The sequence below is a fragment of the Collinsella aerofaciens genome, from assembly GCF_039758965.1.
GTDB lineage: Bacteria > Actinomycetota > Coriobacteriia > Coriobacteriales > Coriobacteriaceae > Collinsella > Collinsella aerofaciens_BR.
This window is the reverse complement of the sequence record NZ_JBDMSL010000006.1, coordinates 56,418-75,792: the sequence shown is the minus strand read 5'-3', so window position 1 is coordinate 75,792 and position 19,375 is coordinate 56,418. Positions and strand designations below refer to the sequence as shown.

At 56.4% G+C, this 19,375-nt stretch carries 15 protein-coding genes and 1 pseudogene; 7 read left to right on the top strand and 9 right to left on the bottom strand.

Annotation, left to right across the window (positions count from 1 at the left end; genetic code table 11):
• The first annotated feature begins 51 nt into the window (after positions 1-51).
• The 3 genes from ABHU32_RS03070 to ABHU32_RS03060 all read left to right on the top strand — a co-directional run bounded on the left by ABHU32_RS03070 (position 52) and on the right by ABHU32_RS03060 (position 2,599).
• Positions 52-468, top strand: a complete 417-nt coding sequence (locus tag ABHU32_RS03070; RefSeq protein ID WP_346978887.1) for a DUF3830 family protein — start codon at positions 52-54, stop codon at positions 466-468.
• 2 nt (positions 469-470) lie between these two features.
• Positions 471-995, top strand: coding sequence for a hypothetical protein (locus ABHU32_RS03065; RefSeq protein WP_346978886.1), 525 nt, complete (start codon positions 471-473; stop codon positions 993-995).
• A 242-nt stretch (positions 996-1,237) separates the two neighbouring features.
• Positions 1,238-2,599, top strand: a complete 1,362-nt coding sequence (locus ABHU32_RS03060; RefSeq protein ID WP_346978885.1) for an ATP-binding protein — start codon at positions 1,238-1,240, stop codon at positions 2,597-2,599.
• A gap of 371 nt (positions 2,600-2,970) precedes the next feature.
• On the opposite strand, the gene nifJ is transcribed toward ABHU32_RS03060, so the two are convergent.
• Complete coding sequence (nifJ, locus tag ABHU32_RS03055) at positions 2,971-6,510, bottom strand: pyruvate:ferredoxin (flavodoxin) oxidoreductase (RefSeq protein WP_346978884.1); 3,540 nt, start codon at positions 6,508-6,510, stop codon at positions 2,971-2,973.
• Between the two features lie 451 nt (positions 6,511-6,961).
• On the bottom strand, positions 6,962-7,435 hold the full coding sequence (locus ABHU32_RS03050) for an FHA domain-containing protein (RefSeq protein ID WP_055285289.1): 474 nt from the start codon (positions 7,433-7,435) through the stop codon (positions 6,962-6,964).
• A gap of 516 nt (positions 7,436-7,951) precedes the next feature.
• Here ABHU32_RS03050 and ABHU32_RS03045 point away from each other — a divergent pair.
• From ABHU32_RS03045 to ABHU32_RS03035, 3 genes are all read left to right on the top strand, one after another.
• Positions 7,952-8,767, top strand: coding sequence for a radical SAM protein (locus tag ABHU32_RS03045; protein WP_346978883.1), 816 nt, complete (start codon positions 7,952-7,954; stop codon positions 8,765-8,767).
• Positions 8,764-9,309, top strand: coding sequence for an SPASM domain-containing protein (locus ABHU32_RS03040; RefSeq protein WP_346978882.1), 546 nt, complete (start codon positions 8,764-8,766; stop codon positions 9,307-9,309). The genes ABHU32_RS03045 and ABHU32_RS03040 overlap by 4 nt, the downstream gene beginning before the upstream one ends.
• A 169-nt stretch (positions 9,310-9,478) precedes the next feature.
• Positions 9,479-9,682: a hypothetical protein gene (locus ABHU32_RS03035; protein WP_124785779.1), complete on the top strand. Its 204-nt coding sequence runs from the start codon at positions 9,479-9,481 to the stop codon at positions 9,680-9,682.
• 1,096 nt (positions 9,683-10,778) lie between these two features.
• Here the strand turns inward: ABHU32_RS03035 and ABHU32_RS03030 are convergent.
• The 7 genes and pseudogenes from ABHU32_RS03030 to ABHU32_RS03005 form a co-directional block, all read right to left on the bottom strand.
• Complete coding sequence (locus ABHU32_RS03030; protein WP_346978880.1) at positions 10,779-12,407, bottom strand: ATP-binding cassette domain-containing protein; 1,629 nt, start codon at positions 12,405-12,407, stop codon at positions 10,779-10,781.
• 695 nt (positions 12,408-13,102) lie between these two features.
• Positions 13,103-13,372: pseudogene (locus ABHU32_RS10065) on the bottom strand (methyltransferase); the annotation flags it as partial.
• 324 nt (positions 13,373-13,696) lie between these two features.
• Positions 13,697-14,635, bottom strand: coding sequence for an FHA domain-containing protein (locus ABHU32_RS03025; protein ID WP_346978878.1), 939 nt, complete (start codon positions 14,633-14,635; stop codon positions 13,697-13,699).
• Between the two features lie 3 nt (positions 14,636-14,638).
• Positions 14,639-16,483 (bottom strand): serine/threonine protein kinase, encoded by a 1,845-nt coding sequence (locus ABHU32_RS03020; RefSeq protein WP_346978877.1) that lies wholly within the window; start codon positions 16,481-16,483, stop codon positions 14,639-14,641.
• On the bottom strand, positions 16,480-17,385 hold the full coding sequence (locus ABHU32_RS03015) for a hypothetical protein (protein ID WP_346978875.1): 906 nt from the start codon (positions 17,383-17,385) through the stop codon (positions 16,480-16,482). Before ABHU32_RS03015 ends, ABHU32_RS03020 begins: the two co-directional genes overlap by 4 nt.
• A 245-nt stretch (positions 17,386-17,630) precedes the next feature.
• Positions 17,631-18,227 carry a recombination mediator RecR gene (gene recR / locus ABHU32_RS03010; protein ID WP_006235173.1) on the bottom strand — a complete coding sequence of 199 codons (597 nt, stop codon included), beginning with the start codon at positions 18,225-18,227 and terminating at the stop codon, positions 17,631-17,633.
• Between the two features lie 13 nt (positions 18,228-18,240).
• Entirely contained in the window at positions 18,241-18,561 is a 321-nt protein-coding gene (locus ABHU32_RS03005; RefSeq protein WP_006235174.1) for a YbaB/EbfC family nucleoid-associated protein, read from the bottom strand.
• Positions 18,562-18,901: 340 nt separating this feature from the next.
• Here ABHU32_RS03005 and ABHU32_RS03000 point away from each other — a divergent pair, with 340 nt between their 5' ends.
• Positions 18,902-19,375 (top strand): hypothetical protein, encoded by a 474-nt coding sequence (locus tag ABHU32_RS03000; protein WP_006235175.1) that lies wholly within the window; start codon positions 18,902-18,904, stop codon positions 19,373-19,375.

The window sequence follows — 19,375 nt, the reverse complement described above, 5'->3', positions numbered from 1 at the left end:
TCCTTATCCGCCAGCGAACCCCTTGAGCGACGGATTGAGGAGGTCCTTACTATGACAAAAATGCTCAAGATCACGCTGAATGGCGAGACGTTTCTCGCCGACATGCTCTGGGACAAGGCTCCCGAGGCATGCAAGCTGTTCGAATCATCCTGTCCAGTCGAGTCACGTATCTTTTCGGCCAAGATCTGCGATGCCGAGGTAACCTATCCCGTATCGGGCCCCATCGCCAATTACGAGCACATCGAGAACCCCGTCTTTCACGAGCCGGCGGGCGCCGTGAGCTGGTATGGCGGCTGGTCGTCAATTTGCATCTTCTTTGACGTGTGCGAGCCCTTTGGCACCTGCAACATGTTCGCCCGCATCTGCGAAGCCGACCGCGAGCGTTTTGCCGCCGCCTGCCGCAATGTCTGGGACAACCAAGGTATGTACATCAAAAACGAAATCGTCGAGATCGAAGCGGAGGCCTAAAGATGATGGATATCAACACCCTGCTCACACTCGACCTTGCCGAGTACACCACTGCACTTGAAGCCCTCGCCGACCAAATGATGCTCGAGGAACCGCGTGACATCGACCTGATGCGCCGCCGCAAGCTCGACACCGGCCGCGAATTCGCCGTCTGGAACTTCACCGTCGGCTACTGTATGAACGCCACCGACGCCCTCTCCCTCCTGCGAGCCCAGGCCAACGAAAACGCCAACGACGGCACCGCCGACCTCGCAACGATCAACAACAGCGCCGCGCGCCTGTGCGACTGGTTCTCGGGCGCCTTCGACGTCACCGGCAAAATGGATGACACCACGGCAATCCTCGCCCACAGCCGCGACCTCTACGCCCAGGTAGAGACTCACGAACAGTTTGCAGCCCTCACCCGCGCCACCGAGCGCTATCTGGTCCAGCTCCAATTTTGGGTTGATCGCCAGATTCCCTGGCCGGCTATTAGCGACCTCGTCCACGGCTACCGCCTACGCACAGAGAGCGGCGAGACAAGATAAAAACAACCAGGCAGCACCAACAATGTCCCGCCACGGGACCCAAAGTGGCAATCAGAGGACTGGAGACGCACCCAACAGCGTCCCCAGCCCCTTCGCAAAGTAGAGCACTGTTTCAGTGGCTTTGAGGCCTATTCGAACCTTTGCTATCTCCCAATTTTTGTATATTTACGACAATATTATCTGCCAATTTTTGTATGATTTTAGGCGATTCTATCTGTTAATTTTTGTCATTTGGGGGTTTAATGCTACGCCGTAAGGTCACTGATAGGCTTTTGAGCTGGAAGAATAACTCCAATAAGGCATTACTCGTTACTGGTGCGCGTCAGATTGGCAAGAGCTATGCGATTCGCGCGTTTGGAAAAAGCAACTACGCGTCGTATTTTGAGGTCAATTTACTACTCGATGTCGAAGCAAGGAATGCACTTGTTGGCGCAAAGAACTCCGTTGACTTTATCAACCGTGTAGCCCTTCTTGCGGATGCGCCGCTTGTTGAGGGCGATACGCTTGTCTTTGTCGATGAGATTCAGGAGTATCCGCAGATCGTTACACTCATGAAGGCGTTGGTCGAGGATGGGCGCTTTAGCTATGTCTTCTCGGGGTCTATGCTTGGGACTGAGTTTAAGGGGGTCTCTTCTTTTCCGGTGGGGTATGTAGAGCACATTGTTATGCGCCCGATGGATTTTGAAGAGTTTTGTTGGGCAAACAGCGTTAGCGAGAATGTGCTTGCAGGCATTCGCAGCTGCCTTGTCGAGAAACATCCTGTCGAAAACTATATTCATGAGGCGATGCTCAAGAACTATAGAGCTTATATCGTTTGCGGCGGCATGCCGGAGGTCGTTCAGAATTATATTGATTCGGGTTATTCGCTCGTGAGCACACGTGAGCTTCAAACTCAGCTGGTCGATCAGTACAAAAGCGATATCTCAAAATATGCATCGACTCGAGCGTTTAACGTTCGGTCGATTTTTGAGCAAATTCCCGTTCAGCTTGAGGCGGAGTCTCATCGCTTTGTTGTTTCGTCTCTGGGTGAGGGAGCTCGCCTTAAAAAATATGAGCAGGATTTCCTGTGGCTTGTTAACGCAGGTGTTGGATTGATGGTCGCCAGGGTGACGGAGCCACGGAGTCCTCTCAAGAGGACGGAGAAAACGACGGCCTTCAAACTATATGAGTCTGATACGGGCATGCTCGCATCGCGGTACCCCGGCAGCACCGCACGCGCTGTCTATCTTGATATGAAAACTCCCAACCTTGGTGGTCTCTATGAGAACGTGGTCGCGCAGGAACTTGTTGCCCTCGGGGCGGATGCATGGTACTACCAAACGCGTGAGGTCGGTGAAGTTGACTTTGTGATCGAAGGCGCCCACGGGCACGTTGTCCCAATCGAGGTCAAATCGGGCAAGAAAGTTCGAGCGCACGCGGCCCTCGATCGTCTGATGAGTGTGGGCGAGTACAAAATTCCCGAGGCCGTTGTACTAAGCCACGAGAATCTCAGCAAAGAGGGCAAGGTTCTGTACGTTCCAATCTACATGACGTTTTGTCTCGATGAGTTTATGGAAAAGGATGACCCCAATAACGATTTCTCGTTCGCGCCCATATCTCTCTAGCCATTTGAATCTGCAATCCAGCCCCGTCCACGCATCAATGCATTTCCCAAGGTGCTGCGCGTTTCGCGGCAAAGCCGCGAAAAAGCAAAGGGATAGGAAGCCGCAACAACCCCGCCCCCCATCCATCCCCAAAGTGGCGCGAGGTTTCGCGGCAAAGCCGCGAAACAGCGAAGGGGACGGAATACCCGACCAACTACGTCCTTCATCCGCCCACACAATCCAAGGACGTAGTCGTAGCAGGATCTGAGGGTTGACCTTCGCGGACACTCCGCAGGACGAAAGAACCCCCGCTGCACGTAGTGCGCAGCGGGGGTTCTTTCATGTCCGAGGACGTCCGCGAAGGTCAGCCCTCAGATCCTGCGGTGGGAGACCTAGGCCTCGTTGTACACCGTCTTGAGCTTCAGCAGGTGAGCGTAGCGGTCCATAGCGGCCTGCTCGTTCTCCTTGAAGAGCTCCTCGGCGCGCTCGGGGAAGGAACGCGTCAGCGAAGCGTAACGGGCCTCGTTCATCAGGAACTCCTGATAACCGCCCGCGGGCTCCTTGGAATCGAGCGAGAACTTCTTGCCGGCAGCAGCCTCGGGGTTGAAGCGGAAGAGGTTCCAGTAACCGCACTCGACAGCCTTCTTCATCTCGGCCTGGCAGTTCTGCATGCCACCCTTCTTGATGGAGTGCATCTCGCAGGGGCTGTAGCCGATGATGAGGGACGGGCCGTCGTAGGCCTCGGCCTCGTGGATGGCCTTGAGGGTCTGAGCCGGGTTGGCGCCCATGGCGACCTGCGCCACGTAGACGTAGCCGTAGCTCATGGCGATCTCGGCCAGGGACTTCTTCTTGGTCACCTTACCGGCAGCGGCGAACTGAGCGACCTGGCCCAGGTTCGAGGCCTTGGAGGCCTGACCGCCGGTGTTGGAGTAGACCTCGGTGTCGAAGACGAAGACGTTGACGTTGTGGCCGGAAGCCAGGACGTGGTCCAGGCCACCGAAGCCGATGTCGTAGGCCCAGCCGTCGCCGCCGAAGATCCAGAAGGACTTCTTGGTGAGGTAAGCCTTGTCGGCGAGGATCGCCTTGGAAGCGTCGCAGCCGCACTTCTCGAGCTCGGCGACGTAGGCAGCAGCAGCGGTCTTGGAGGCCTCGGCGTCGTTGACAGAGTCGATCCAAGCCTGGCCGGCGGCCTTGAGCTCATCGGACGGACCATCGGCAGCGATGATGTCCTGGGTAGCAGCGATCAGCTTCTTCTGGACGGCCTCGTAACCGACGGCCATGCCCAGACCGTGCTCGGCATTGTCCTCGAACAGGGAGTTGTTCCACGCCGGGCCGTGACCGTCCTTGTCCTTGCAGTAAGGAGCGGTGGCAGCGGGGTTGCCCCAAATGGAGGAGCAGCCGGTGGCGTTGGAGATGAACATGCGGTCGCCGGCGACCTGGGTCACCAGACGTGCATAGGCGGTCTCGGCGCAGCCGGCGCAGGAGCCGGAGAACTCCAGGTAGGGCTGCTTAAACTGGCTACCCTTGACGTTGGCCGCGATGAGCTCCTTCTTCTCGGAGACGTTCTCGACCATGTAGTCCCAAACGGGCTGCTGGTCCATCTCCTGCTCGGTGGGAACCATCTCGAGGGCGCCCTTGGGGCAGACCTTGACGCAGTTGGTGCAGCCCATGCAGTCGAGCGGGGACACGGCCATGGTGAACTTCATGCCCTTGGCCTTGGGGCCCATGGCGTCGAGCGTGCGGGTAGCCTCGGGCGCGGCGGCAGCCTCGTCCTCGGTCATCGCGAACGGACGGATGGTGGCATGCGGGCACACATAGGCGCACTGGTTGCACTGGATGCACTTGGTCTCGTCCCAGTGAGGAACGACCACGGCGACGCCGCGCTTCTCGTATGCGGAGGCGCCCAGCTCAAACTGGCCGTCGGCGCAACCGACGAAGGCGGAAACGGGCAGGCTGTCGCCGTCCATGCGATCGATGGGCTCGAGCAGGTTCTTGACCTGCTGGGCGATGGCGGACTTGGTCTCCTCGGAGAGCTCGACGGGAGCGGCGTCCTCGGCGGTAGCCCAGTCGGCCGGAACCTCGAACTTACGGAAAGCGGTAGCGCCGGCATCGATGGCCTTGTGGTTAGCGTCGACGATAGCCTGGCCCTTCTTCATGTAAGACTTGGTAGCCGCGTCCTTCATGTACTGCAGGGCGTCCTCGGCGGGCAGAACCTTGGCCAGCGCGAAGAAGGCAGACTGGAGCACCGTGTTGGTGCGCTTGCCCATGCCGACCTTGGCCGCCAGGTCGATAGCGTCGATCAGGTAGACGTTGACGTTGTTGTTCGCGATGTAGCGCTTGGCCACGGCGGGCATGTGCTCGGCGAACTCCTCGTCGCTCCACTGGCAGTTGACCAGGAAGGTGCCGCCCGGCTTGACGTCGCGGACCATCTTGAAGCCCTTAACGATGTAGCTGGGGTTATGGCAGGCGACAAAGTCGGCCTTGGTCACGTAGTACGGCGAGCGAATCGGGGAATCACCAAAGCGCAGGTGCGAGACGGTGACGCCGCCGGTCTTCTTGGAGTCGTACTGGAAGTAGGCCTGAACGTACTTGTCGGTGTGGTCGCCGATGATCTTGATCGAGTTCTTGTTGGCGCCGACGGTACCGTCGCCACCCAGACCCCAGAACTTGCACTCGATGGTGCCGGGGGCTGCGGTGTTGGGCGCATCCTCGGCCTCGGGCAGGCTCAGGTTGGTCACGTCATCGACAATGCCGATGGTGAACTCGCACTTGGGCTCGTCCTTCTTGAGCTCCTCGAAGACAGCGAACGCGGACGCGGGAGGCGTGTCCTTGCTGCCCAGGCCGTAACGGCCGCCGACGACCTTGATGCCCGTCTTGCCGGCCTCGTAGAGAGCGGAGACGACGTCCTGGTAGAGCGGCTCGCCGATGGAACCCGGCTCCTTGGTGCGGTCCATGACGGCGATCTTCTGGACGGTCTCGGGGAGAACGTCGACGAAGTGCTTGATGGAGAACGGACGGAACAGGCGAACCTTGACCAGGCCGACCTTCTCGCCGTGGGCGTTGAGGTAGTCGATGACTTCCTCGAGCACGTCGCAGAAGGAGCCCATGCACACGACGACACGATCGGCATCGGGAGCGCCGTAGTAGTTGAACAGGCCGTAATCGGTGCCGAGCTTCTCGTTGATCTTCTTCATGTAGCCCTCGACGACGGCGGGAAGCTCGTCGTAGACCTTGTTGCAGGCCTCACGGTTCTGGAAGAAGATATCGCCGTTCTCGTGGCTGCCGCGGGTGTGCGGGTGCTCAGGGTTGAGCGCGTGGTCGCGGAAAGCCTGGACGGCGTCCATGTCGCACATCTCGGCCAGATCCTTGTAGTCCCACATGGCGACCTTCTGGATCTCGTGGCTGGTGCGGAAGCCGTCGAAGAAGTTAAGGAACGGGGTCTTACCCTCGATGGCGGCAAGGTGAGCCACCGGCGAGAGGTCCATGACCTCCTGGACGTTGCCCTCGGCGAGCATGGCGAAGCCGGTCTGACGACAGGCCATGACGTCGGAGTGATCGCCAAAAATGTTCAGGGCGTGGGAAGCGACGCAACGCGCGGAGACGTGGAAGACGCCCGGGAGCTGCTCGCCCGCGATCTTGTACATGTTCGGGATCATCAGGAGCAAACCCTGAGAAGCCGTGTAGGTGGTGGTCAGAGCACCGGCGCCCAGCGAACCGTGAACGGTACCGGCTGCACCTGCCTCGGACTCCATCTCGACGACCTTGACCGGGGTGCCGAAGATGTTCTTGCGACCCTGGGCCGCCCACTGGTCGACATGGTCGGCCATCGGGCTGGACGGCGTAATGGGATAGATTCCCGCTACCTCGGTGTACGCATACGAAACATATGCGGCCGCCTCGTTGCCGTCCATAGACTTAAACTTACGCGCCATATACCCCTCTCCTCTCATATAGGTATACAGGCCCCGGCGATCGCCGGGATGTTGGCGTGATGGGATTTACGCTGTTGCTTCCAATCATCTGGCAGGCAGGCTCAGCAGCAGGTACGTGGCGTGGAGAGAAGACATGCCGAGGCGAGGGGCAGCTGATGCGCCCCACAGACCCGACCGCCCGTCTTGCACATGACCGAGCGCCGCAAAGGCCGCATGCCGGATGCTCCCGGGCACGCCCCGGCGATGGGAAGCGCCCGCAACGGAAATCCGCATGCGGGTTTATTGTACCCCGCCGTTAAGTGTAATTTCGACAAATATAGGCGGGCGGTAAAGGTTTACCTCGGGTGACCGCCAAAGGCCAGAATGGTCCCTCCATCCCCGGACGACTGGCTCTGACGCGCCAAGGAGTGTCCCCAAGTACCGGCAGGAAAGGAACGTCCCTAACTGCCGGCTAGAGGGCGCCGAGCAGGATGGCGTAGGTGGTGGATTCGCCGAGTTTGAGCTCGTCGCCGGGGTTGAGCTGGGCGGAGCGGCCGGGCTCTACTTGAATACACACACTCGTGGCCCCGTTTACCACCACGGTGCCGTTAGTGGACGACAGGTCCTCGACAAACCATGCGCCAGACTCGTCGCACCAGATATGGGCATGGCGGGCCGAGACGTCGTCGGTGATGCCGCCCTCCCCCGTTGCCAGCGCGCCGATCTCAACGCCTTCCTCACTCGGCTGAATCCAGCGCGGGACGCTCACCACGTAGCCGTTTTGCACGCACAGCAGTCCCAGCGGATGCGCCGGCGCGACCTCGTGCTCGCCCGCGACCGAAGATGTGCTCAGCGAGCGCGGCGTCGACGTGTCGCCGCCACGGGTCGCATGAGCGCGGCGGCTCGCCCGACTTGGAACTAAGGCGGGCGTGAGAGCAAACGGCATAGGGAACGAATCTTGCGGATGTACTCCTCGACGTCAGGCAGGTAAGCCCCACGAAGTCACCGGGGAGGCCCAAGCGGCCCGGCACCACTTCCAGATTCTGACCAGGGCGAGTCGTTCGCCGGTGGCTGAAGGCTCGCTCCCACCCAAAAGGGGAGATTCGCGTTGTTCCCCAATCGCTCTCGCATCTTTCATTTTGCTCGAGGTGGGCTATAAAAACTTTCCTGGTGAAAGGCGGCGATTGGTTTCCTTTCTTTCTAGAGGAGCGCGCCTGTAATCTGTTTTCATCCTAAATCAAGTTAAGATCGGACCTTCCAGAGGCAAGTCGACTCAAACTGCGAGGCTCCATGTTGGAATAAAGAGCGCTGTCGAAGTGCCAACAACACAAAGCTTGCCAGTCTCAAATAGAACCTTTTGGGAGTCCGATTGGGCCGCACACCGAATCCCCGCTGGTGGTTTTTTATAGCTGCGCAACAATAAACAAGGTTAGTGCCAGTCCAGCATGAAATTGAGGAACGTATGCATTTTTTCTCAGTAAGTGATCGTCGTTACTGCTTCGATGAGGTCACTCGCAATTGCTTTCAGGTTGACCAAGCATCAGAAGATGCGCTTCGCATATTTGAAGCATCGGGAAGAACGGTCAACTCGAAGTTGCTAACAAAGTCACTTGCTGCGAAAGGCTACGACCAAACGACCATAGCAGAACTTGAAGACGACATTGATGAGTATCAACGATTGTCTGAGCGGACTTTCTTAACAAAAGACACGCCTCGAAAACTTAGATCCATCGAACTCCACGTTTCACATGCATGCAACCTTGGTTGTAGTTACTGTTTTGCCGGTAAAGGAGATTATGGAACGTCTCCTCTGCTGATGACAGACGAGATAGCCTTCAAGGCGGTCGACTACCTCGTCGCAAGTTCATCGGAAAACGAAACGCTTGCGATCGTCTTTTTTGGTGGGGAACCCATGATTAACGAGCCGCTGATATGGAAAACGGTCGACTATTCAAAAAGAATATACCCCAATAGAAACTTTACCTATTCTATTACGACCAACGGAACGCTTTTGAATGACACTGCTGTGAATTCTTTCAAGGAGCACGGGTTTTCTGTTCTGATTAGTCTCGATGGTACAGGATGCAAGCACGATGCATCGCGCCCGTACAAGACGGGAGGCGGCTCTTTCTCCGATATCGACAAAAACGTTCGTCGTTTTTCCGAGTCGTTCCCCTTCGGCGCAAGAGCGACCTTAACAAATAATAACTGTAACCTTGTGAAGACTATCTTCAGTTTAAAGAGATGGGCTTCAGAAGGATTTACTTCTCGCCCGTGAGCTCATTCGATGAGAATATCGAACTCGACGAACACTCATTAAACAAAATCAGGGCGGGCCTAATAGATTTGGCGGATCAATATCTCAAACAGATTGATCAAGGGGAAAAGCCCTTGTTTAGAACATTGAAAACTGCAGTTGATTTGATTATGAGCAACAGGATCGCCTTTGTCGGATGCGGGGCTGGCAGGCGTTTTATTTCCGTGACTCCCGAAGGGGACGTATACCCCTGTCACAGGTTTGTCGGGATGATGCGATTCAAAATGGGCAACATCGTCACCGGAATTGACGAAACTAGGTATATTGAAAACTGGAGTCAGGGTGTCGAAAAAAGAATTGACTGTACGGACTGTTGGGCTCGGTCTTTCTGTGGTGGGGGCTGTAGCTGGGAGGCTGCAGACGAGCACGGCTACTTGCCCAAGAGTCTACACCCTGCATCATGTGAATATAGAAAAATGTGCTACGAGATGGCTTTTGACCTTATTTCCCGCCACTCATCTTCGCAGGAGAAAAATCAACGAGAAGCTACTGTATCGGAATAAGCGGTTCAGCGCATTGCTGTCACCATTGTGGAGGTGTTCGTTCTTCTGATTACCGTCTGCGAAGCTTATTGCTACGTTCGCCGAAACCATTCTAGAAATATGGTGAACTAGACATCTTGGTTTGTTATACACAATATTGAGGTTTTTCTGCACTCAAAGGGAGGTAGTCGTGAAGCATATTCATCCGATTAATCCAGGAAGTGGCGACGAGGCAGGCGTGAAGCCGATGTCTTTTGACTGCCTCTTGGGCATTACTGACATCTGTACTGTTTATGATAAAGCAGATGGTTGTGGTGCATACGATTACTGCGACTATGACATGGATGGCGGCAGCATCTGCGTTGTAGATCACTGTGGCATTGATCAAACGTAGTCTCTAATTGGATTAAGGTGAGGAGCTGTTATGAAGCATATCCATCCTGTTGGTTCAAATGAACATCCTCCCGTTGAGCCTTGTTGTCTTGGAGTTGATATATGCAATTTTTACGACATCGCCGAGTGCCCTGTTGCGGATTGGTGCTATGTCGATAAAGAATCAAGCTGTGTTTTGCCAGCAGATTGGTGCGATCCAGTTGACGAGTAGTTTTGTGGCTAGGAACTATTTGGTCCAATTCAGAATAAGATGGGAACAAATACCAAAATCTCGTGTCTTGGAGGAGTTATGCCATTATTGCAAGGTCTCGTTGGATTAGCCTTTATACTTGCGTTATATCTGGCACCTTTTTTAATTCTATTCTTCATTATACGACTCTTTCTTCGGAGAAAATAGGAGTGTCACGCAAACATTAGCGTAGCTTTCTTCCAATATGAGCCGAGCATTGGCAAGTGGAATAAGAAGCCCGACCGTTCGCTACATGAAAGTGATCGGACGGGCTTCTCTATTTAACCCGGGCCGCCACCCATAGCGGCTTTCCAAGCGTATTCTCAGTGCAAAGCAATCGTCAGTTTAATCCTATGCGCTGATACCGCATTTCATTTGTTCGGCTCGAATTCTACGGCCTGGCAACCCTCGCACTCTCCGGCAAATGGATTGAACGCGAAGGCAGAGATGATGTGTGCGTGGACATCGAGGCTGCTGTAGGCAACATACTGGGACATGGACCCCCGCTGCGCGTGGTATGCGGCCCGGCATATTCATTGCCGTCCAACCCCGTGTAGTTGCAGCAAAGGGTGGAACCTCAATGCTCAGCTCATGTTGTCCGTGGGACACGAGAATCGTAAGTACACTTTGGTGCGATTCTCACGCTGATACTGAGCCACCTGGAATAAGATACGTCGCGACAACACTTCGCTTCACCTCTGTCTCGACAAGATGACGTAGACTAAAGTTTCCTTTAGTAAGAGAACGAGAACTATATCTGAAAGCGTTGCGATGGCGTGAAGGCACCGAGTCCGAACCGCCTGAATGCTACGTGCATCTGCATCGCCTTTTTGTTATCTCTGCCAGTTGGGTAGCACTACACTTGTCATCATTTACCCTGGTACATGCTGCCTAAATCCACTACCCCTTCTACCGCGCCGACCATCTCGTCATCGTGAGAGACAACGATGATCAGCTGGCTTTGCTTGTTGCGCTTAACATAGGCCGCAAGCTCGGCGCGGCTTACAGCGTCTAACCCAGTCGTGGGCTCGTCGAGTACCAAAACTGACGACTTGCGTGAAATCGCCGACCATAAGTACACTCGGCGCAGCTCACCGCCCGAAAGCGCGGAGCAACGTTTCCCGAGCAACTCCTTCACGCTGTTTTCCAGCGAAAGTAGGCCATCTACACCCCGGTGATAGGAAGAAAAGGGCGTGTCGAAATACTCTAACAGCTCTTTCACCGTTTCGTCCGGCGCGAAGCACGACTGTGGGCAGCACGATATCTCTCTCGCACGTATGTAATCCAAGTCGCATTCTTCGATTGGCACGCCGTTGTATTTTACTTTGCCTTTCGATGAGTATAGCCCGAGCATCAAGTAAAGAAGTGACGTCTTGCCTCTTCCGTTTTCCCCAACTATGCAATATGTACCAGGACCGGAAAACTTGAAAGAAAACCCGCCGATGACCTCTCGGACAGATCCGTCTGGAAGGGCAACCGAGAATTCCAAATCAGATACCGAAATGTCATTTATTTCATCGAGTTTAGCTAAATCGGTCCGATTCCACCCCGATCTCTCCTTTTCTCTCGTCGCGATAGCCGTCCTATCCCATGATGCTTTGGCATCTTGATAGGATTTGAACAATGACATCATACTTTTCAAAGTCTTAAAGAGAACCGCGAAGTATGTACCGATGATAGTGTACTCGCCTATTGACATAGTTCCGTTAATGATTCGTACTCCGGAAACAACAAGTATCACCGCTTGAAACAACGCTGCGAAAAGACCATCGAGCGATGTCAGAGAATATGATAGCTTTCCGGAGCGCAAAACTTTGGGAAAATAGCTCTTAAACCCAGCGTCGAGCGCTTGTTCGCTCTTGCCGTACGAAGATGTCAGTTGAATGTTGAGAATCTGATTAAGCTGCGATGCAATTGCGGCGTAAAAGGCGCTGTCCGCCTCTTTCTTCTCATACGTGACCCTATACAAAAGTTTCCTCAACCCAGTAATTACACAGAAATACACGATGAGGAGAATGATGGAAAACACCGCGAGAGTTGAATCAATTGACCATATGATAAGCAATACGATGGGAATGGCTACAATGGACAGCGGCGCACTGATAAAATTCGCCAAAACGAAGGATGAGACCACGCTGGAGTCGGAAATAATCCGTTGCGTTGTATAGGCTGGATCGATGGTCCGACTCACCAAGTAATCGTCTCTTTCAAAACGCAAGACGGCCTCCCTGAGAAGATCAAAGGAAAGTCTCGTGGTTATGCGAATGGAAAGTGTTCCTGCAAAATAAGTAAAGAGGGTGGAGAAAACTCCTATTGACGCAACCAGGAGCGCGAAGAGTACGGCGTCTCTTTCGCTGCGGTTACCGAGAAGAAAATCTAAGAATTTCCCGTTCACGTATGGCATGGCATAGGAGAGAGCGGTTCCAATCACCGTGATAGCAATGAAGACGAAAGCCCCTTTTGCTCTGATGAACCTCGAGAGAACGCATCGAATCAAGGAAGGCCCCAATCTACCCGCCACAAAACATCAATCACTGATACCTTACACCTCAACACAACAGGAGCGAAGATTTGCCAATGAGACTGCTTTAAGATTGCCTTGGGCCAATACGATCTCAAGCTCTTCCTACAAGAGAGTCGGAATCGGACATCTCCTCCGACGAACCTGGCAATCGGGCGGTTGAAATATCTTTTTCAACCGCCCGATTGCCACAATAGATTTGAGCATCCGCCCACAAACGTCCGCGTTTTATACCCATCAAATCCTTTGCCTTTTGTCGTCTAGACTAGAAAAATCGCTCGAAATAACGCAACCGGCCTGCTCGCTTGAAGAAACCTAAGCCCGTAACGTAGATGTGCAAACTTCCGAAACGCCTTGCGCGGCATAGTGCGTATAAACTTCGTCAACCGCCTCAGAAATATCTGAGTATCGCGCCGGGTCAAAAGCATACGATGTCGCAGCTATACCCTGCACCCATTCGGAACGCGGATTAATTGAATAGCCACACAGCATCATCATACATGCATCTAGACCTGATTTCCCAAATATCCGACGTATTGATGAGAGCATCGCGGGTCGCCCCTGCGCCATCGTCGTCACCCCTATTAGCAGTATTTACCGTTTTTCTCTAAATGCGTATCGCCACCCTTAAGAATACGAAGTGTTTTATCCAGACCCGATTGTCCTCCATCTCAAACGAAGGGATAAGGAATCTCATCCGGAATCGGCAGTAACGGAGGATTCACAACGACAAGCGAAAAACATGAGTCATCTCTCAGAGGGGAGTAAAGGCTCCCCTCAAGCACCCTAGTTTCGTCATCCAAAGAGTTGATGGCAGTGTTTTTCTTACAAAGGTCGACAACAAAAGGGTTGATTTCTACAGATGTTACATCCATGCCACAGTTGGTAAGTATCAGGCCCTGTATTCTGGGGCCAGAACACAAATCGAGAGCCTTCCGTGCGCTCTGCGGTGTAAGGCGCCAATCTCAGCAAATCTGTCCCACAATACTGCGCTGAAGAACAAGACGGAACCCCTGAGCCAAACTCCCCTATACCTTATTAAGGCTAAGACAGGCAAGTTCACGCACCCGGCATATTCCAGAATAACATCCTATTGTTTTAGATGCTCTACAAGCATGAACAGCCGCGAATCGGAAAGATCTTCTAGTTTCGCCCCGACTGACCGCCAAGGGCCAAAATGGCCCCTCCATCCCTGGGCGACCGGCTCTGGTGCGCCAAGGAGTGTCCCCAAGTGCCAGCAGAAAAGGAACGTCCCTAACTGCCGGCTAGAGGGCACCAAAGAGGATGGCGTAGGTAGTGGATTCGCCGAGCTTGAGCTCGTCGCCGGGATTGAGTTGGGCGGAACGGCCGGGCTCGACCTGAATGCAGACGCGCGTGGCCCCGTTTACCACCACGGTTCCGTTGGTGGACGACAAGTCCTCGACGTGCCAGATATTTTGAGCATCGCACCAGATATGGGCATGGCGGGCCGAGACATCGTCGCCGACGTCGGTAATATCGCCCTCACCAGTGGCCAGCGCGCCAATCTCAACACCCTGCTCACTCGGCTGAATCCAGCGCGGGGCGCTCACGACAAAACTGTTTTGCACGCGCAGCAAGCCCAAGGGGTGCGCCGGGGCGGGTTCGCGTTCGCCCGCAGTCAGCGACATGCCAAGCGAACGCGGCGTGGATGTGCCTCCGCCACAGGTCGCGTGTGCGTAGTCGATGGCATAGTTCACCGAGGACCGCACATCCGCCGAACAACCGACGGCGACAAACAGCACCAGCACGGCCTCGGCGCGCTCGGCGGGCATGAGTTCCGCCGCCTGAGACAGGCGATCGAGCGCGTTGCGATAGAGATTCGTGTCCTGGTGGCACTCTTCGAGCGCGCGTACCATCGGTTCACCTGCAGGACCGCACACCATATTGATCGCAGCCGTGGAGTCCATGGGATTGCGCTGGCGCAGGGCCAGTTGCGACATAATACGCGCAGCCGAGGTACCGTATTCGGCAAAGTAGCGCTGCTGAAGCGTGCCGACCGGCGCGCGAACGATAAAGCGGGAAACCCAAGAGCGATCGGCGGCTCGGCTCTGCGGGCTGCGGCCGTCGGCGAGCGGACGGGACGAAAGCACCAAGCCGCACAGCTCGATATGGCTCAGATGCGCCGCGCGCTTAAAGATGTCAAACATGGCCCCGCATGGGGTGAGCTCAACTTGAGATGCCATGACCTAGGCCTCCTTGGTCGTAGAAATAGAATCGGACGATACTTCGACAGGTCCGCCAAAAGTACGGGCAGCTGCGGCTCCACCGGCAAGCGGAGTCGCCATCTGGGCTTTTGTGCGTCGCGGTGCCGAAGCGGGAAGTTCAAAGGCAAAGCCCATCGCAAGCAAAAACCACGTAAGCGTATAGGTTGCAACCAGAGCGGCAACAAGGCCGCCCATCACGGCGCGTTGGGAAAATACGCTACATGCAGCCACAACCAGCACCGGAACCTCGCAGGCAGAAAGCGCAAGCACACCCTGCAGGAACCCCGAGCGCCGATTGCGCGCAAGTGCCCCCGCGGCAACGCCGGCTATGCCTGGCAGCGCCAAAGCCAGTGCGGCAATAATACCCGGTAGCGACCCAGACCACACGAGCGATCCCAAAGTCGCCGTCACGCGAGCGCCCGACGCCAGCAGCGCGGCCGAAACCACGACCACAGCCCAAACCACGCTGCAAACGACCGCCGCACCGATCATCAGCGCGCGACGAACCGCGCGGCCAGACGCATCCATGGGGCACGGCGTGAGCGGCTCGCCGCGGAGCGAACGACCGACATTTTGCGCATAGTGGTCACAAAACGCCGAGAGCGCCGCCTCGACCGCCGCCGGCTCGGGACGATCTTTTTGATGGCTGGACAGACAGGCCATCACCACGTCGAACAGCTGGGCATCGACAAACGCCAGCGCATCGCGTAGCTCTTCGGAATCCGGCTCAAGCCCTAGCTGCTGGGCCTGCTCGGCCGCGGCGAGTGCCACATCGGGCTCACGACGAAGCAGCTGAGTCAAATCGCAACCGGGCGCATGGGCACCAATGGGATAGTCGGGCCGCGTGTCCATCTTAAGACGGTAGGGGCTGGCGATGTCGCGCGTCTTTTTGCGCGAACCCGAGGTGCCCGAAGTGCTCGGCGCGGCTTCGTATGGCGCGACGCCGGCAATGAGCTCGTAAACCGTGCTTGCCGCGGCATAGACGTCAATCGCCGGCGACATACGCAAAGCGCGTAGGTCGGGAATATCGTCGGTGAGCATCTCGGGCGGGGCGTAGGCAACCGTCGCGCGACGCAGCGTGGCATAACGCTCCGTAAACGACGCCTTGCCGCCGGTACCGGCCACGGCCGACGCAGGCTCAAGCGCCAGCGACGAGCCAAAGTCGATCAGGCACAGGTCAAAGGTGCCCTCGGCAAGCTGCCGGTCAAGCGGTAGACGCGCCGTGCGCACCATAATATTAGCGGGCGAGATATCGCGATGGACAAAGCCCTCGCCCACCAGGCTCATACGGCAGAGCAGATCGAACAGGTCGCGACCCAGACGCGCCGCCACAAGTGGCGACAGGCGTCCGGCATCGTCCACGGCAAGTCGCGAACGCAAGCGGGCAAGCGTCTCGCCCTCGACCCATTCCATGACAATTGCAGGCACACCGTCGACCTCGCCCCAGCCATAGAGGCGGGGAAAGCCCTTAAGGCCCGAAAGGGCGCGATGGCATTCGTATTCCTCGCGAAACGCCGCCTTGAACTTGGCGACCAGCGCCTCGTGAGCGGCATCGTCATCAAACTCATCGCGCGTCGGCAAGATGAGCTGCTTGAGTGCCACTGCCTCGCCTTGGGCGTTGACGGCACGCGTCACGCGGCCGATACCGCCACGGCGCATGGTGGCATCGTCGGCAAACAGCATCGTAAAACGACGCAGATAGGTAGGCAGTTCGTCCTGACCGAGCGCAATGGCCGGCTCAAACCCGTCGACACGCGCCAGGCGCAGGCCGACCATGGGATCGCGACCGAGCGATTGTGGTGTGGTAGATGCAAGATCGGTCATCATAGGGCGAGCGCCGCCACGTTATTGTTGAAGTTACCGAGCGCGACGTCATCATCGCCGTAATGGCCGACCCATTGACATAGGTTGGTGTAACAGCCCCACAGATTGGCATACTGCTGATACCACTTTGACCGGGGCGAGAATGTCTGACGACCGAACTCGGCTCGAATGACAAACATCTCCCCGACCAGGCTGTCGCACGGCCTGGGATCTCCCGTAGAGTTATAGGTCGAGACCACGTCATTGGCACGGGAAACATAGCCGTCGAGCATGTTGTACTTGGTCACAAGCCAACTGTGAATGCTCTCTTCCTCAGCAGCGGAAAGGCCGCCGGAGTTTGCATCGTTGTCAGTGTTGCCGCCCGTCGAGCCGCCGTTTCCAGGCCCTCCGGTAGAGGAACCCGACCCAGAGCCACCGCCCGAACTCGATGAATCCGAGCCAGAGCCAGAAGTATCCGAGCTACCGGGCTTTCCGGACTGCTGGGCGTCCTGCTCCTTTTGCTGCTCGACCTTATTCACCGTTGCCGCCACGCTATTGTTGGACAACCGATCGATGATCTTGGTGTTGGTGAGCACGATGGTTTTGCCATTGGCAAGCGTGACTTCGTTGTCCGGGGCCTCGGCGCCGTCCGCATCGTCGGTGCCAAACACAATATGCCCGACCACACTTGCCCAAGCATATCCAGTCGTGGTGCCCAGATCACTTTTGACCTCATGCCCCACGCGCGGCTCGCGTGCGGCATGCGCCTGCATCATGGACGGCACGGTCATGCCATAGGCAGAAACGCCAGCTATGACCAGCACCAGCGAGCACGATAGCAGTGCGTACGCCCGCGGCGCCAAGCCCAGTCGGCGTCGCATGCGCACCGCGGCGCCGCGCTTTGTCTGAGTGCCACCGGGCCGCATGCGTTCTCCTCCAAGAAAAACACGCCGCTCGGGAGCGGCGCATTCATTCAAATCCATATTTGAGTGTATCAGCGAACCCAAAAGGTTGCGCAACGAATGGGCAAATTAAGGATGCGAGTGGAAGCATCCATGCGATAAGCGGATACGAAGCATCTTTGTTGCACAACAAACTTACAGTCGCACAGGGAAATTATGACTACCCCGTGCGTCGCGAAGAAAACATACGGCAGGAGCAGGCTCGCCACCTAAATCGCGCGACGGGCCTCGATGGCGCGGCCAAGCGTAAGCTCGTCGGCATACTCCAGGTCGCCGCCCACGGGAAGGCCGCTTGCCAGACGCGACACCTCGACGCCCAACGGCTTGATGGTGCGGGCCAGGTAGCTCGCCGTGGTCTCGCCCTCGATGTTGGGGTTGGTGGCGATGATGACCTCATGGATATCCTCGTGGCCCAGACGCGCCAGCAACTCGCGGATGTGCAACTGCTCGGGACCAATCTTGTCCATGGGGCTGATCACGCCGCCCAGCACATGGTACAGGCCGTGGTAGCTGCCCGTGCGCTCGATCGCCTGGACGTCGCGCGGCTCGCCCACCACGCAAATGCGAGTGGTATCGCGCATCGGATCCTGGCAGATGGAGCACTCGTCGGCCGTGGCGTAGTTAAAGCAACGGCTGCAAAAGTGGACCTCCTGCTTGACCTCCAGGATGGCCTCGGCCAGGCGGCGGGCCTCCTCGGCATCGGCCTCGAGCAGGTAATAGGCTATGCGCTGGGCCGACTTGGGACCAATGCCCGGCAGACGACCCAGCTCATCGAGCAGTTTTTGCAGACTGTGATTCGCGCTCATATATATGTGTGTCTTAGAACGGCATGCCCGGGATGTTGAGGCCGCCGGTGATGGCGCCCATCTGCTTGTTGGCGAGCTCGTTGACGCCGCGAACGGCCTCGTTAACAGCAGCCATGATCATGTCCTGCAGCATATCGACGTCCTCGGGATCGAGCGCATCGGGATCGATGGTGAGGTTGACGAGCTCCATCTCGCCGTTAACGGTCACCTTGACCATGCCGCCGCCGGCAGAGGCGTCGACGGTCTGGGACTTGAGGTTCTCCTGCGCGGCGGCAAGCTGCTCCTGCATCTTGCGAGCCTGCTTCATCATCTGCTGCATGTTCATACCGGCCATGATGGCTCCTTTGCGTGCGGCCGCGCAACGAGCTGCAAGGGCAGCCGGGGCGCGGCGGGACTTTCAAACTCAAAAATCGTACCACGGCGCGAGGCCAGCAAGCGGGGCGGTCACGCTACCTCAGTCGATATACATGTCCTGGAGTGCAAGCCGCACCCGAAGATTATGCAAAGTTGAATAATTCGCATCTGCATAATATTGAAAGCTAAATCTTGTAGAGCCGGAATCCGACATTTCATGTGCACCGCTAAAGACCTGCATGCCGATCCGTTGCTCACGGTGACGCGCATGGCAGCGGGGTATAATTTGATTGCCATAGATAGTAATTTGGAGGTGCCCCATGAATGCCCCCAACGCGCTCCAAAACATCCGCTCAAAACACCCCGTTGCATATGTGGTTCTCTATCTCTTTGTCGGCTGGGCATTGCTGGTTGTCATCACCCATGCCATAGCTTTTGGAGCAGAACTGCTGATAGCCAGCTCGGACCAGCCCGTCGTCAAATGGGAGACGACCGATGAGTGCACCGACGGAACCCGAACCGTCTACTACAACAGCCCGTCCCTCTATCAAGAGTTCAAGGTCAAGATAAAGGACTTCAAGATTGTCGATGCCGAGCTAGGCGTTTATTTGGCAATCGGAGCAACCATTAACGCCGAGCAAGTCGAGTACACGGACAGCCATGCGACGTATCGTATCGACCTCAGCATCCTAGGCCGACCGTCACGCACCTGTCTGCTCAAATGCGACATACGCGGCACCACACTACACATGTCCGAAATACAGATGCGCCCGGACAAGGGGTCCTCTTCTTGA